General features: G+C 46.5%; 11 protein-coding genes. 6 read left to right on the top strand and 5 right to left on the bottom strand.

Annotated elements, in window-relative coordinates; genetic code table 11:
- The 4 genes from T538_RS0109265 to T538_RS0109250 all read left to right on the top strand — a co-directional run.
- The coding region (locus tag T538_RS0109265; RefSeq protein WP_031541056.1) for a transposase at positions 1 to 328 on the top strand (328 nt) is incomplete at its 5' end.
- Between the two features lie 215 nt (positions 329 to 543).
- Positions 544 to 2,115, top strand: a complete 1,572-nt coding sequence (locus T538_RS0109260) for an endonuclease I family protein (protein ID WP_031533481.1) — start codon at positions 544 to 546, stop codon at positions 2,113 to 2,115.
- 221 nt (positions 2,116 to 2,336) lie between these two features.
- Positions 2,337 to 2,843: a flavodoxin FldA gene (gene fldA, locus T538_RS0109255; RefSeq protein WP_031533480.1), complete on the top strand. Its 507-nt coding sequence runs from the start codon at positions 2,337 to 2,339 to the stop codon at positions 2,841 to 2,843.
- Positions 2,844 to 2,882: 39 nt separating this feature from the next.
- Entirely contained in the window at positions 2,883 to 3,260 is a 378-nt protein-coding gene (locus T538_RS0109250; RefSeq protein ID WP_031533479.1) for a DUF2023 family protein, read from the top strand.
- 69 nt (positions 3,261 to 3,329) lie between these two features.
- On the opposite strand, the gene purN is transcribed toward T538_RS0109250, so the two are convergent.
- The 4 genes from purN to T538_RS0109230 all read right to left on the bottom strand — a co-directional run bounded on the left by purN (position 3,330) and on the right by T538_RS0109230 (position 7,633).
- Positions 3,330 to 3,905, bottom strand: coding sequence for a phosphoribosylglycinamide formyltransferase (purN, locus tag T538_RS0109245; RefSeq protein ID WP_031533478.1), 576 nt, complete (start codon positions 3,903 to 3,905; stop codon positions 3,330 to 3,332).
- Positions 3,906 to 4,011: 106 nt separating this feature from the next.
- Positions 4,012 to 4,533 carry a prolyl-tRNA synthetase associated domain-containing protein gene (locus tag T538_RS0109240; RefSeq protein ID WP_031533477.1) on the bottom strand — a complete coding sequence of 174 codons (522 nt, stop codon included), beginning with the start codon at positions 4,531 to 4,533 and terminating at the stop codon, positions 4,012 to 4,014.
- Between the two features lie 173 nt (positions 4,534 to 4,706).
- Positions 4,707 to 5,531, bottom strand: a complete 825-nt coding sequence (locus T538_RS0109235; RefSeq protein WP_031533476.1) for a DUF4249 family protein — start codon at positions 5,529 to 5,531, stop codon at positions 4,707 to 4,709.
- A 26-nt stretch (positions 5,532 to 5,557) separates the two neighbouring features.
- Entirely contained in the window at positions 5,558 to 7,633 is a 2,076-nt protein-coding gene (locus T538_RS0109230; RefSeq protein ID WP_081834929.1) for a TonB-dependent receptor plug domain-containing protein, read from the bottom strand.
- A gap of 373 nt (positions 7,634 to 8,006) precedes the next feature.
- Between T538_RS0109230 and T538_RS0109215 the strand changes: the two genes are divergently transcribed.
- Complete coding sequence (locus T538_RS0109215) at positions 8,007 to 11,024, top strand: UvrD-helicase domain-containing protein (RefSeq protein WP_031533473.1); 3,018 nt, start codon at positions 8,007 to 8,009, stop codon at positions 11,022 to 11,024.
- A gap of 121 nt (positions 11,025 to 11,145) precedes the next feature.
- Here the strand turns inward: T538_RS0109215 and T538_RS0109210 are convergent, their stop codons facing one another.
- Entirely contained in the window at positions 11,146 to 13,509 is a 2,364-nt protein-coding gene (locus T538_RS0109210; RefSeq protein WP_031533472.1) for a TonB-dependent receptor domain-containing protein, read from the bottom strand.
- Positions 13,510 to 13,764: 255 nt separating this feature from the next.
- Here T538_RS0109210 and T538_RS0109200 point away from each other — a divergent pair, with 255 nt between their 5' ends.
- Positions 13,765 to 16,086, top strand: a complete 2,322-nt coding sequence (locus T538_RS0109200; protein ID WP_031533471.1) for a glycoside hydrolase family 3 N-terminal domain-containing protein — start codon at positions 13,765 to 13,767, stop codon at positions 16,084 to 16,086.
- Positions 16,087 to 16,448 lie beyond the last annotated feature (362 nt).

Here is a 16,448-nt window from a genome sequence, read left to right as displayed (position 1 = left end):
CGCCGACAGGGGCTACATCAAGAAGGAACTCTTCGACTCACTGTTCGATCAGGGAGTCCTTCTCGTACATGGTCTCAAGGCGAACATGAAGAACAAACTCATGTCGCTTGAGGAGAAGATTCTGCTTAGGAAAAGATGCATCATCGAGTGCATCAACGACCTGCTCAAGAACAAGGCAAACCTTGTGCACTCACGCCATCGCTCGATACATAATTTTATCATGAACATCTGCTCTGCCCTTACTGCATATTGCTTCTTCGAGAACAAGCCGGATGCCCTTCCTGTGCATGTCGAAAAATCAAGACAACTTGAGCTGTTTGAACTCTAATCTTATCCCGAACTGGCGTATAAAGGCAACGCAAGCCGCTTTTTATATGACTGTGTACGATGAGTATAACGGCATTCCGCAAAAGTAAAATGAAAACTTCCGAAAAACTTAGTCGTGCATTTTTGTCTGTGTTTAGCCAAATATCAATATCTTTGCAGAGTATTGGTGCTACTATCATTCAACAAAGTATATATAGGTTAAATTACTAAACAAAGATGAACAAGGTTAAACGAATTCTTATTGCGGTTCTTTCGGCAACCGTAATTGTCAACATGGCGTATGCAACCGGCGGCGTAACGCGCAAGCAGCTTGCCGAGTATGCCAGCAGTCTGAAGGGATTAAAGAAGGCTGAACTGAAAGAGGCTATGTACAGACTTATGAATCCGAAGACGGTGCTCGAATACGGAAGCGGAAGCGGGCACACTTGGGACGGATTCTACGATACCGATCGCACCGCTGATAACTACTGCATTGACCGCTATTGTGACGACCGTCGCGAGTTTGGAAGTCGTGGCGCGGTTGTTTCCGGACTTAACATAGAGCACAGCTTCCCTAAATCGTGGTGGGGCGGCACAAAGAATAGCGCGTATATGGATCTGTTCAACCTTATGCCGTCGGAAGTAACGATAAACTCGGCAAAGAGCAACTATGGCATGGGCGTTGTAGACAATGTAAAGGATACAAACGGCTGCACAAAGGTGGGTACGGGCAAAGGCTCAAGCTCTAACGTAAACCTGTGGGAGCCGGCCGACAAGTGGAAGGGCGACTTCTCAAGAGCATACATGTATATGGCTACGGCTCATCAGAATCTGAGCACAAAATATACGGGCGAGGCTCTCACATCGCTCGAGAAGAACGTGTGGCCGACGCTTCAGCAATGGGCTTACACTCTATATCTGATGTGGACGAGAACCGACAAGGTAGACCAGATTGAGGTTGACCGCAATAACGCCGTCTATGAGATTCAGGGCAACAGAAACCTGTTTGTAGACTATCCGACACTTGCCGAATATGTGTGGGGAGACAGTATCGACGCGGAGTTCGATCCTTACACCGCGCTTACAACCTGCTCGGACGATGACAGATACGCATCATATCAGTATAACGACAATGGTGGCTCTGCTGGCGGCAATAGCGGCAACGAGAGCGGCGGCAACGGCGGAGATAGCAACGACGACGATAATATCGATGATGTTGAAACTGGCGAGGTTGAGGGCACATACATTCTCGTAACCAATGTTGGCGACCTTAAGACTGGCGACAATCTGCTTATTGCATCGGACAACTATGTAATGAGTTCGACTCAGGCGGCTAACAACCGTCCAGCTGTGACAACAACCGTTACAGACGATAAGATTGTTTATGCCGACGATATGGCTGTTGTGACCCTTGTACGCACGGGCGACTACTGGCTGCTGAAGACAAACGGAGGCTATCTCTATGCGGCATCGTCTTCTTCAAACTGGTTGCGCACAAGCGATAAGGCAGACAATACAACCAAGGCGTCAATCACTCAGGCTGCCGACGGCTGCGCGGTTATTAAGTTCGTAAACGTGAGCGGTCGCAACGAGCTTCAGTATAACGCAAGTGCCAACGTATTCTCTTGCTACAAGAGCGGCAACCAGAAGGCTATTCAGTTGTACCGCCGCATTGCTACAACCGATGGCGTTTCTGCAACAACCATCAGCACAGGTGATGAGGCTGTCTACAATCTCAACGGCGTTAAGGTTGATGCTTCTTACAAGGGCATCGTTGTAAAGAACGGAAAGAAATACTTCAACAGATAATATTCTGATTCCGAAGGAAATAAGATAAAGACTGCCGGGGCTGAACGGAAAAGCCTCGGCAGTCTTTTTTTTGTTTCAGAAGAAAACCGCCGATACCGAAAATTAGTGATTCCGCGCCTCAAAATCATCGTTTTTAGTGATTGTGCCGATGCCCGATAGCATTTACTTTTGCACTCGAAAGTTTAAATGATTATTAACAAACACATTTAACGTTTATTTGTATGAAGAATATAGGAATTGTTTTTGGCTCAACAACAGGTACATGTGAGAGCCTTGCAGCAACGGTTGCTGAGAAACTTGGCGTGTCGGCAGACAACGTTATAAACGTTACTGACCTCACAGCCGACAAGGCGGAGAGTTATGATGTATTGGTGCTCGGCTCATCTACTTGGGGCGACGGAGAACTTCAGGATGATTGGTACGACGGTCTTTCGGTGCTGAAGAGTGCCAATCTTTCGGGCAAGACCGTTGCGCTTTTTGCTTGCGGCGACTCAGACTCTTACTCGTCAACATTCTGCGATGCAATGGCTGAGCTGAAGGCTGGCTTGGCATCATCGGGCGTTACATTCGTTGGTGCGGTAGATGCTTCGGCTTACTCTTACGACGACAGCCGTGCTGTAGAGGACGGCAAGTTCATCGGTCTTGCCATCGATGATGTAAACGAGAGCAGCAAGACTGACGCTCGCGTATCGGCTTGGGCAGAAGCCCTAAAGCCTTATCTGGCATAAAGTAAGAAGAAAGTTTTATAATTATTGAAAGGAAACGCAATGCAAGTATCAGAAGATTTCAACCCAGCCGACCTGAAGGTCCTGTTCAACCACATTTACGAGTACAAGAAGGGTGTACGCAGAATGGTTCTCTACACGGTAAACCGAAAGTATCTCGACTTTGCCGTTGAGCGCCTTGCCCATCAGGGTATAAGTTACTATGTATTGTCGGCAGGCAAGAACAACGTTAATCTCTTCTTCGGAAGAGACGAGTGCATCGACACGGTGCGTTGCCTCATCAGATGTCCGCTGAACCAGCTTACGCCAGAGCAGGATTTCATTTTGGGCACTCTGCTTGGCTACGACGTGTGCGTGCAGTGTGAACGTTATTGCGGCAAGGTTGAAGCAATTGGCAAGATGCGGCTTGCTGTTTCCTGATTGTTAGTTGTAGTACACAAAAAAGAAAGAAGGCTGTCGTCTCTCATTAGTAGATGACAGCCTTCTTTTTTATTCCTTTATAACGCTTTCTATAACCTTTGGGAAGTGAGCCTGCTCAAGTTCGTGAATCTTGGCGGCGATGGTGTCGGCAGTATCCTCGTCGGAAAGTGCTACCTTGAACTGCGCAATATGCTCGCCGGCATCCAGTTCGTTATTCACAAAATGAATGGTTATTCCCGTCTCTTTCTCTCCGGCAGCCTTTACAGCCTCGTGAATGTGATGACCGTACATTCCCTTTCCGCCGTATTTAGGCAACAGGGCAGGGTGGATGTTTATGATGCGCTTAGGATAGGCATCGATAAGATAATCTGGCACTTTTACTAGGAATCCGGCAAGGATGATGAAGTCGCAATCCTTTACGGCAGCCATTACCGTGGCTTCGTCCTCGGCAAACTGCTTTCGGCTTATAACCGCGTTGGGAATGTCATGATTCTTGGCTCGCTGAAGTGCGTAGGCATCAGCCTTGTTGCTCACCACCATACTCACCTCAACCTGCTCGTCGGCAGAGAAATAGTTGATGAGGTTTTCGAGATTCGTTCCGCCGCCGCTCACAAACACGGCAAGGCGTATCTTTTTGTTGTTCATATATGTTTTTGTTGGTTGTTATTTCAGATTTTAATTGACAGTTGACAATTCAAAATTATGAATTATCAATTTTGAATTATGAATTCAGCCGTTTTCAATTTTCAATTCAATAAAGCTTGATATACTCGTAAGTATTTCCGATGCCGTCAAGATATTGTTTGAACGCTTCGCGCGAGATTACCACCGTTCCGCGGCAGTCGTTAGGGTGGAACGACAGGCTTTCGGCATCCTTCAGATTCTCGTCGAGAAACAGATGAACGTGATGTTCCTCGTCGTTAATCAGTCCGAAAGGCGAAACGCTTCCCGGCTCCAGACCAAGATACTTCATCATGCGCTCTGGCGATGCGAACGACAGCTTTCCGCACGATGGCAGACCCTTTGACACTAGCGATTCCTTCAGAATATGCTCAAGTTCGTGAATGTCTAGGTCGTAGTCGCAGTTGAAGCACACCAGATAGTGCTTGTTGCCTTTATGGTTTCTGAAGAAGAGATTCTTGCAGTGGACAGAGCCGTCCTCCTTCCACCAGCGTTTGGCTTCTTCTATGGTTTTACCTTCGGGATGATTGTAATTTGTAAACGGAATGTTATGTTCTCTGAGATAGTTGAGGACAGTTTCTTCTCGTGTCATACTGATTGATTTTTTTTACTTCTGTGTGCAAATATACATTAAATAGCCGAAAAATCCGAACTTTTTGTAAGAATTTAGGCAAAAAGAAGGTCGGCTACTGAATGATGTAGCCGACCGTTGTATCTGTTTCTTTTGTGCTTTGCATAAAACGTGCAAGGAAATGCGTTTTTCCTTTATTTGTCCGGGTCTTCGCCGATGCTCGACTGGTTGTATGTTATCGTCGGTATTCGGCAGATGCTTCGGGCAGAGAACAGACCGAGCACTCCAGATGTGAAGTTTGGCAGCGGATTGCAGTTGTTGCTTTCGGCAATGCTCAGCGAGAAGAAGTAGTTGTATGCCGTTTCGTCGATGAGGCTCACCGAGATGTCGAGTTTGTCGCCGTCGTGCAGCCATTCCTCGCGTTTTTCCTTCTCGTCGTCGCCCTCGTTGTTTGCGAAGAGGCTGCAATTAAACACAATCTTTCCGTCGTTGGCAACCTTGTTGTCCGAGAGCATCCAGCGATACATCTTGTCGTTGCGCATGATGCGAATGTAGTAGTAGCGAGGTTGCTTTCCGTCGTCGGCTAATGTTATCTTGTATACGTAGAGTGAGTCGCCCAACATCGGCATACGATAGAAGTAACTGTCCTCGAACTTTATCTCATCGGGCATGACCGATGTCGATTGCGTGGTTACGTTTCCGATATTTGCTTTCAGCGTATATGTTACGCCCTCAACGCCCTTTACTGACGATGTGTAAATGCCGTTGCCTTCGTTGGTGAGGGCTGTTTGTGAGCCGTCGCTGCCGGTCATCGTTACATTTGCGCCATCTATTGTTGGAGCGTCGGCGGTGCTTTCTACATCGCGAGTCTGGGTAATTACGGCTTTTGTGCCTTCGTTGCTTACCGTTGCCTCGATAACGTAAATTGGCTCAACAGAGTCGTACTTGAAATCGAGTTCTTTCTCGCACGAGCAGAGCACGGCTGCCACAAGCGGAATGTATATTTTTCTTAGTTTCATTGTCATTTTTTAAGAGTTGTGGTTTGTTAGAATTTTAGTCCGAAAGACACGAACGGAATAACTCCGAAGAGCGAATACTGATTGCAGACTGTGCCCGAAGGTTTCTCCTCGTCGTTCTGGAACATGATGACGTAAGGATTGTAGCGGTTGTATGCGTTGTACACTCCAAACGCCCATTCTCTCTCTACGTGCTTCAATTTCTTGGTGTATGTTGCGCTTAGGTCAAGACGATGGTATGCAGGTGCGCGATAGCCATTGCGCTGCTCGTAATAGTAGTGAATGTCGCCGTCGAAATCGTATTTTGCGCTTGGCGCAGACAGAGCCTGACCTGTGTTGTAGGTAAAGGTTGATGACAGATTCCATTGCTTGTTCAAGGCATACATCGCAACAATGTTGAGGTCGTGACGACGGTCGTTGTTGGCTGTGTACCAGCGGTTTTCGTTAATGCCGTCAATCTTGTTCTCCGACCACGACAGGGTATAGGCAATCCAGCCCGTGAACTTGCCCAGATTCTTTCGTGCACACACCTCAACTCCGTATGCGCGACCCTTTCCGCCCAGAACGATTCGCTCAATTTCCATTTCCGAGAACTCTGCCTTTCCGTCCTTGTAGTCGTAGATGTTTCTCACGTCCTTGTAATATCCCTCGATGCTGAAATCGTAAGCCTCGTTGTTCGTTGCCTTAATGTAGCCGAGGCTTATCTGGTCGGCAACTTCGGGCTTTATGTTGTTGGTGCTTATGGTGTAGCGGTCGTATGGCATTGACATGCCCGACGAGCGTGTGGCGTGTACCGACTGGGTGGTGCGGCTGTAGCCCAGTTTCAGACTGCTTGTTGCATCGATGTTGTACTTCATGCTGAGGCGTGGCTCAAGGTTGAAGTATGTCTTTACAAACTTGCTGCTCTTGTAGTTGTATGTGTTTGTTATGTATCCGTTGGCATCGATGTCGTAGTAAGGCGAGCCGCCAAGAGGCGAGTACATGTCGAGGCGCAGACCTGCCGAGATGTTCAGTTTGTCGCAAACCTTCCAGTCGTCGTTAATCCAGATGTCGTTGTTGTTCGCGCTTCGTACCTCTTTGTCGTGGAAGAAGTTGAACATCCAGTCGCCCGACTTAATCTGCTGCCACATTCCCTGAACGCCGATGTTAATGCTGTGGCTGTCGTTCGGATTCCATAACAGGTTCTCTTTCAGCAAAGCCTGGCGGATGTGTCCGCCACACTCGTAGTTCTGCTTGGACAAGTGCATTGCCATGTCGTTGTTGAATGATGAGTACACGGCGCACGATGTGAGGCTCAGTTTTTCGTTGAACATGTGGTTCCATCGGCCTGTTACGGCGATATTTCCCCAACTCATGTCAGCCAAATCCTTCAGCCCCATGTTGTCGCGGCATTTGTAAACCGAAAGCGAAAGATTGTTCTTGTCGTCCATGCGGAAATTCAGTTTCGCGTTTATGTCGTAGAAATACAGAGTGTTATCCTTGTATTCGTCTGTACCTTTCAGGAAAAGGTCGAGATAAGAGCGTCGTGCTGCAAAGATAAGCGTTAGTTTCTTTCCGATAGGTCCGTCGGCATTGATTTTCGTAGCCAGCAGACCGATGTTTATTCCGCCGTGCCATCTGTCGGAGCTTCCGCTCTTTGTGCTTATGTCGAATACCGACGATGTTGCTCCGCCGAATTGCGCCGGAATCAGACCTTTATAAAGCGATGCGTTAGAAAGGACCTCGTCGTTGAAGGCTGAGAAAATTCCCATCAGATGTCCCGAGTTGTAGATTGTGGCATTGTCGAGCAGAATCTGGTTCTGCGCTGCCGTTCCGCCTCGCACCTGATAGCCCGACGAGCCGTCGCCTTCGGACTTTACGCCCGGCAGCAACTGGATTGAGCGCATAATGTCATGTTCTCCAAAAAGTGCAGGAACTTTGGCAAGTTCGGCAATGTTTATCTTCTCAACGCCAATCTGCGTCTCGTTAACCCTTTTAAGTGCCGAAGTCGAAGTTACAACAATCTCCTCTATACTGTCGTTCAGTTCTCCCAAGGGTTTTACAATTTGTGCCGAGGCTGTATTCGCCAATGCCCCAAGGCACAAAAATAATGTTAAACTCTTCATTTGAAATGTTAATAATTTTGCTTTTGATTGAATTAACGAAAAAATTACTATTCTTGCAACTCTCTATAACGCTTCGAGCGTTTGTTTATTGTGTGCAAGTGTTTATGTTTATGCCGCCTTTGTCGCCTTGTTTTCTCGATAGATAGTTGCGTTCCTCCGGCTGGCGAATGCAAAATTATGCTTAATTCGCCAGTCTGCCAAAATTTTGGGATATTTTGCATCTTTCTGTGACGAATGACATTGCAAATGCCCGTAAAATGGGCTGTTTGTGGCGAATGGCGGTTTTGTTTGACGAATGTTTTGGCGGACGGAAAAAAGTGATTATTTTTGCCGATAGTGTTAAAGTTGCAGTTTTTTTTTGAATAAAAATAACATGATGTATATTTTTGTTTTGGCTATTATTATTGTTGCTGCATTGATTGTTCTGGGTTATTTCTACGGAACAAAATTGAAGTCGAAGGGAAAGATTTTTGCTGTTAAGATGATGGCGAAAAAGTTTTTTTCGGAATGTGACAAAATGCAGAAGGATTTCGTTTCTGAGGATAACGAGAAACAGTTTATCGAGAAATGGCGAAGTCTGTATGCACAGGCAGAAGAACTCCATATTTCAGAAAAGAACGAATCGTTTGCTGAGATAGAACGTTTCAAAAACGTTTTTTTGTCGTTGCACGAAACATTCTCTGCATCAAACGACAGATATATCGAGGAGTTGAACAAGAGAATATCTGTTTTCCGCGAGCCGATGAACCGTTTCTTTTGTGAATGTAACGACTTGCGTGAACGTTATGTAACCGAGCAGGAGAAAAAGCCGTTCATCGAGAAATGGCAAAGTCTGTATCTGCAAGTTCGTGATTTTCGTATTCCCGAGGTTCACAAATCGTTTTCTGAGTTTGAGCGTTTCAAAAACATTTACGAATCTCTGCCGAATTTCTTCGAGACGGCAAACGCTAACTTCATCAAGAAGGAATCTGAAATTTACGACTATCTGTTTTCAAATATTGACGGAAAATCGTTGGACGCTCAGCAGCGCGCCGCCGTCATTACCGACGAAAACAGAGTGCTTGTTCTGGCTGGCGCAGGAAGCGGAAAGACGCTTACAATTGCTGCAAAAGTAAAATATCTCTGCGAGGTTCGCAAAGTCAGCCCGAAGGATATTCTTCTTATTTCCTTCACGAGGAAATCGGCTCAGGAAATGACTGAGCGCATCTGCAACAAACTTGGCATTATGGCAGAGGCTACGACTTTTCACAAACTGGGACTTGACATCATCAAAAATGCTGAGGGCAGATGCCCCGATATCTCGGACGAAGGCGTGCTGAATCGTTTTGTTCACAATTTCTTCGAAAAGGAACTTCTGAACTATCCCGATTTGATAAAGAATCTGACCGAATATTTCACATATTTCCTTGAAATTCCCGATAAAGTTGAGGATTTCTCTTCGCTCGGCGAATATTACGAGGCTGAAAAGAATGCCGACCTCGAAACGCTGAAATCGAAATACGACCGCGAGAAGTTTGTTCAGGAGAAAAGTTCGGAAAATGCGAAGAAATATACGACGCTGAACAACGAGAAAGTTAAAAGCCTTGAAGAGACGAAGATTGCGAACTTCCTGTTCATGCACGGCGTGAATTATGAGTACGAAAAGCCTTATCCTTTCGAGAGCGACGACCCTTTGCGCAAGTCGTATTGTCCCGATTTCTATCTGACGGATTACGGCATCTATCTTGAGCATTTTGGCGTTTCGGAAAATTTCAGATTGCCGTGGCTCTCTCCTGTTGAGGAAATGAAGTATCTGGATGGTATACAATGGAAGCGAAAATTCCACTTGGAGCACGGCACAAAATTGATTGAAACGTATTCGTTCTATAGTTCACAAGGCGTTCTGTTCAAAAAACTCGAGGAAATGCTGCTCAGCAATGGCGTGAAATTAACGTCTCGCGATTTTACAGATGTCTTCAATACCGTTTATGCCAGCAAGAGCAACAAATACTTTTCTGAGTTTATTAAACTCTGCTGTACTTTTATAACACTCTTTAAATCAAATAATTACAAGGTTGAATATGTAGAGGTTCTCCGAAGGGAAAACATATTGCATGAGAAAGATAAATTCTTGAGAGACAGAACAAACCTTTTCCTCGACATTATAAAAACAATTCTCACGGCTTATCAGAGTTATCTTTCGGCAAACAATGCCATCGATTTTTCCGACATGATAAACAACGCCGCCGAAAAAGTTGCCGAGGGTTGCGAAATAACTCCATATAAGTATGTGATTGTAGATGAATATCAGGACATTTCGAAGTCGCGTTTTAATTTTCTGAAAGCTATTGCCGACCGGACTGGCGCGAAATTCTTCTGTGTGGGCGATGACTGGCAGTCTATTTACCGTTTTGCAGGAAGCGATATCTCGTTATTTACCGATTTTGAAAGATATTTCGGCTACACAAAAGTTCTGAAAATAGAAAAGACTTACAGAAATTCGCAGCAGCTTATAGATGAGGCTTCGCGCTTTGTGTTGCAAAATCCTATGCAGTTGCGCAAGGATTTGCGGTCGGACAAGCGCCTCGACTATCCGCTCGTGTTCTGGGGCTTCGACGATGATGCCGGAAGGGTATTGCAGTTGGCGATAAACAAAATTGTGTCTGAGTTCGGAATAAAGTCCTCAATCTTGCTTTTGGGACGAACGAACTATGATGTTGAGATTGCAAAACGAACTGGACTGTTCAAGGTTACGCACGAGAATCAGAAGGAAAATCTTCATTACATTCCAATTCCGGAACTGCCGATAGAGTTCATCTCGGTTCACAAGTCGAAGGGACTGGAGGCTGATAATGTTATTCTTCTGAACTTCAAGAACGAGAAACTTGGCTTCCCGAATCAGATTGCCGATGATAATGTTCTGAATCTTGTTCTGACAACATCCGAGAAATTCAAGTTTGCCGAAGAACGCCGTCTGTTCTATGTTGCAATAACGCGAACCAAGAACAGAACTTTCATTCTGACTGACAATAAGATTCCGTCGCCATTCTTCAAAGAGTTCTCCGAGTCAAAATCGGTCTGCTTTGCGGCGATAAGAAAGCCTTCGGATGAGAATCAGACAAAGTGTCCGTGCTGCAAAACTGGCAATCTGCTTAAGGTAGAGCATAACGGAAAATCGTTTGTCGGATGCTCCAACTTTCCGAAGTGTAGATATACGCTTCGTGATGCTACAGTTCTGCTTAATCCGAAGAAATGTCCGTATTGCGGAGGCTTCCTTGTAAAACGTAAGAGCAAAGACAGACATTGGTTTGTCGGCTGCACAAACTTCCCGTATTGTGAGTACACCGAGGCTCTTTCAGAAAACGAAAATAGTGGCATAAGGTATAATTATTACGCTCGCCAAAGAAGGTAGTTTTTACGTCTGTATAACTTGTTAAACGATATTCTTAACGAAGAATAAAAATCTAAGGCGCGTATCGAGCGAAAATGCTGATACGCGCCTCTTTGGTTATTTTTGTGTAAGAGAGAGAATTTTAGTCGCCCATACGAGCCTTCGACTCCTTGCCGGCGCCGCTGCCCTTGTACTTGCTGCTCGTTGTGTTGAAGTTGTATCTCAACGACACGTTCAGACGCTGATAGTTTCTGATATTGTTTATGTCGATAGTATAATATCCGCAGTCCATAAAGGCCTTGTGTCCGGCGTACTTTGTGTAGGTTGCTCTCAGACAGAGCGCATCGTTCTTCAGCCAGCATTTCTGGATTGTTGCGTTGAAGTTGAACTTTTGTGACTTGAGATAGAAGTTCTGCACGTTTCCTTTTGAGTTGTACTCGCAGCCGAGTTCAAACTGCCAACTGTGCTTCAGTCTGAATGTGTTCTGTATCTGAGCGATGGCAAGAGGCTTCGTCAGACTGATGGTGCGCTTTCCGCTTGCCTCGCGAGGGTCGGCAAGGTCTATAGTCGTGCGGTGGTTCAAGATGCCGACCGTCAGACTTGGAGTCCACACGCCGATGGTTGGCGATGCGTTCAGGAATGCCGACAGATTGTTTATCGGGTTGGCAAGGTTGATGTTTGTCAGAAGAATCGTTCCCTCGTCGTTGTAGAGGTACGACCACTCGGTGAGCAGCTTTGTTATGTGCTCGTAACTTGCCGACAGGTTAACGAACTGCCAACGGACGTTAAGTCCCAGTTCGTGGTTCTTCTGGTTCTCGAGTTTAGGGTCGCCACTCTGAATGGTGTAACTGTTAAGATAATATGTGCTGTTGCTCAGTTGCCAGTAGTTTGGGCGGCGTGTGCGCACGCTGTAACTTAACGATGTCTGAACCTTTCCGAACTGTCTTGAAAGCGCGATGTTTGGGAAGAAGTCGTCGGTGGCTCTGTTCAGGCTGTTGCTTGCGTCGATGTGGTCGGTATAGTCAAGTCCAACGTGCTCGTAGCGCAGACCGATGCTTCCGTCTACGATTTTCGGAAGGCTGAAACTGTAGTCGAAGAAAACGGAGATGTTCGTCTCAGCAGTCTTCGAGTCGGTACTTGGAATCATCGCGTTGTTAATGGCGTAGGTCGATTTGCGGTTCACGAGTGTTATCTCGTCGCCCACGTTCAGCATACCCTTCCATATCGGATAACTCAGAATCAGTTTCTCGGCAATCATGTTGCTCGATGCTGTCTTTATTGAGTTCATCAGGGTTGTCGGTTCGTTCGGATGATTCTCTGTTATAGAACCGTCCTCCTCGCTCTTGTTTGTGTAGAAATCGGTGTTGAAGTCAATCTTCAGTTTGCCAATCTCGCCGTTGTAGTATGCGTTGCCCTGCCAACTGTAAGGCTGACGCTCCTTTGTCATGTTCAGGCCCGATGTGTTCTCGGTCAACTCGTTGTTATGGTTAATCTTGCTTTTAGTCTCGTCCTTGTCAATACCGTAGAGTTTCTTGTTACATTCAATTCTGAATCCTGCCGAATGTTTCTGCGAAATCTGCCAGTTTGTGCCAAATGTGTAGTTCATGCCGTAGCCGTGCCATTCAGAGTTCATTCTGTTTTCCTGCTCTATTGACTTTACTTCGTTTGCTTTCGAGAACCACGAATTCTGTAAAGCCTCAGTTTTGTTTCTGTTGTGCCATGCCCAGTAGTTCACGTTTCCGAAGAAGTCGAGCGACTTGTATCTGTAGTTCATGTTGAGCGATACGTTAGGGTCGTTGTGATTGTAATACAGATGATAGTTGTCGCTGGCATTAAAACTGAATCCGAAGCCCTCGCCCTGACGCTTTATTGTGCGGATGCGAACAACCGATGTAACCGTGGCATCGTATCGCGAGCCGGGATTCATGTCAACCTCAACGCTCTCAATCTCTTCGGAGCGCAGACGCTTCAGTTCGTCCTTGTCCTGAAGTTTCCTGCCGTTAATGTATATTACAGGCGAGCCCTTTCCGAGCACTTCCAGTCCGTCTTGAGTCTCTCTCAGTCCCGGAATCTTGGTAAGCATCTCCTCGGCTGTTCCCGATTTCTCGAGAACCGAGCCTTGAACCTGCGTAAGCATCGATGTGCCGTGCAGTTTTGTCTTCGGAAGTTGAGCCTTAACAACCACCTCGTTGAGAGTCTCGGGCGATTCTTTCATCGTGACAGGCTCGTTTGCCTTTCCGAAGTTTACATATTGAGTCTGGAATCCCACGCTCGAAAACTTCAGAACGCAGTTGCTTGTGTTTGCCGATATGTTGAACTTGCCGTTCTCATCCGAAACTGTTCCGTTTACGAAAGCAGAGTCGGGAAGCGACAGAAGTGAGATGTTTACGTATGCCATTGGGTTGCCCTTGGTGTCGATAATTTTGCCGTCGATTTTCTCAGACTTGGCAAAACTGCTTAGCGATGCTATCGTAAGAAGTGCCAGAAGTGATGATTTTGTTTTCATGTGTATGTTTTGTATTATTGTTTTTTACTCTTGTACTGCTTAGACGCAACGAGATGCACGTTTGGTTGCATCTGAATGAAAAAAAATTTTTCGTGCTCACAAATGATACTTACCAACATAATTTATAATACTTTATTTCATGGAGAAAAATCGGGTGCGAAAACGGGAAAAAATCTGACTTGCATATTCTTTCATTACGGTATCTTTTCTATAACTTTGCCATAAATCGTGTAAAAAACTATAATTTAGATACAAATGAAGAAAATATTGATTCTTGCGGCCCTTTTTGCCGCGCAGATGACAATGGCGCAGAAGCCTGCCATTCCGAGGGACGAGAAGATTGAGCAGAGAGTTGAGGCTACGCTCAAGAAGATGACTCTCGACGAGAAGGTGGGGCAGATGCTCGAACTTAATATGGACGGTATGGGCAAAATTACCGTAGAGAACGGCAAGCCCGTGTGGAAACTGAACGAGCAGACGCTCGATACCGTAATTTCTAAGTGGAAGATTGGCTCAATCCTCAACGTGCCGATGTCGAGGGCGGCAACCGTTGCCCAGTGGCAGGAGTGGATAAGGCTCATTCAGAAGAAGTCAATGAAGCATATCGGCATTCCTGATATCTACGGACTCGACCAGAACCACGGCGTTACATACACGCAGGGCGGAACAATCTTTCCGCAGCCTATAAACCTTGGTGCGTCGTTCAATATCGAACTTGCCCGCCAGATGGCAGAGGTTACAGCCTACGAGACTCGCGCCGGAAACTGTCCGTGGGTTTACAATCCGGTGCTCGACCTTGGCAGAGACCCTCGTTGGTCGCGCCTTTGGGAGAGTTTCGGCGAGGATGCCATCGTAAACGCTCGCATGGCTGAGGCCGAAATCAACGGCTATCAGGGCGACGACCCTAACCATATAGGAAAGTACAAGGTGGCAACAAGCGTTAAGCATTACTTCGCCTACGGCGCACCATTCTCGGGCAAGGACCGTACTCCTGCCTACATCTCTCCGGCTATGCTCCGCGAGAAGTATTTCGAGCCGTTCAAGGCTGCCATAAAGGCTGGCGCGCTTACAATAATGGTCAATTCCGGAAGCATTAACGGCGTGCCGGTTCATTCAAGCTACGAGTATCTCACGAAGTGGCTGAAACAAGACCTCAACTGGGACGGTATGATTATAACCGACTGGGCTGACATCAACAATCTTTACACTCGCGAGCATGTGGCAAAAGACCGTAAGGATGCTATCCGAATTGCAATAAATGCCGGCATCGACATGAGTATGGACCCTTACAACGTTGATTTCTGCACACTCCTGAAGGAACTTGTAAACGAAGGTAAGGTAAAGCAGGAGAGAATTGACGATGCCGTTCGCCGAATCCTTCGCCTGAAATATCGCCTCGGCTTGTTCGACGAGCCTAACACCGGTGGAAAGGGCTACGAGAAGTTCGGTAGCGAGGAGTTTGCAAACCGCGCTCTTAAATCGGCAGAGGAGAGCGAGGTCCTTCTGAAGAACGACGGCATCCTTCCGCTGAAGAAGGGCTGCAAGATTCTTGTAACAGGTCCTAACGCCAATCAGATGCGATGCCTTAACGGAGGCTGGACTTACAGTTGGCAGGGCTCGAGAGTTGAGGATTTGGCTGCCAGCTACAACACAATCTTCGAGGCTCTCGGCAACAAATACGGAAAGCAGAACGTGGTTCTTGAGCAGGGCGTAACCTACAACGAAGAAGGACAATATTTCGAGGAAAATGCTCCTGAGATAGACAAGGCTGTCAGGGCTGCCGCAAATGTAGATGTTATTGTGGCTTGCATAGGCGAGAACAGTTATTGCGAGACTCCCGGAAACCTTACAGACCTCACTCTTTCTGAGAATCAGCGCAATCTGGTAAAAGAACTGGCAAAGACAGGCAAGCCTATCATCCTTATCCTGAACGAAGGACGCCCTCGTCTTATAACCGACATCGAGCCGTTGGCAAAGGGCATAATCGACATCTTCCTGCCCGGCAACTACGGAGCCGATGCCTTGGCAAACCTTATGGCTGGCGATGCCAACTTCTCGGCAAAGATGCCTTACACCTATCCGCGCGAAATCAACTCGCTCAATACATACGATTACAAGGCAAGCGAGGAGGTTGGAACGATGTCGGGCGCATACAATTACGACGCAAAGGTATCGCTTATGTGGCCTTTCGGCTACGGATTGTCATATACAAAGTACGAGTACAGCAATCTGAAGGTCGACAAGTCTACATTCAATTCTGACGACGTATTGACCGTTACTGTCGATGTGAAGAATGTCGGCGACGTAGACGGAAAAGAGCCTGTGCTGATGTATTCGTCAGACTTGGTTGCGTCAATCGTGCCAGACAACAAGCGTCTGCGTTGTTTCACAAAAGTCGATTTGAAGGCTGGCGAGAGCAAGACCGTAACATTCAGACTGCCTGCGCGCGAACTGGCTTTCGTAGGAGCAGACGGCAAATGGATTCTCGAGGAGGGCGATTTTGTAATCAAAATCGGAGACCAGACTCAGAAAATCCAATGCACCGCAACAAAAGTATGGAACGAACCTAATATCTGATACTTTCTTGAAGATTCATAGAGAAATCCCGACGTCGGACTAAGCAACATCCGGTGCCGGGATTTTCGTTTTCAAAAAAAGTAGCCTTTGCAATAAAAGACTACTTATGCTATTTCTGTTTGGATAGACATTTCCTTCGGGATGCCTTCGGGATTCGTTCGGGTTTCCTGCGTCTCCCTATGCTTTGCTTGTTAAGACTCAGTTAAGACTTTCTCCGAATAGTTCTCGAACCTTCCCTGTACCTTTCCTGTACCTTTCGGCTTGCTTGGATGTATCTTCCCTCTATCTACCTTCTATCTACCTTCTTCCTACCTTCTTCCTTCCCGCTATTTTGTATTTCCAAAAAGAACACTTCGTGTCGT

Origin of the sequence: Bacteroides sp. Ga6A2, from assembly GCF_000702225.1 — a bacterium.
Taxonomy (GTDB): Bacteria; Bacteroidota; Bacteroidia; order Bacteroidales; family Bacteroidaceae; genus Ga6A1.
The sequence above is the reverse complement of the archived record's forward strand: the minus strand, read 5'-3'. Positions and strand labels throughout refer to the sequence as shown.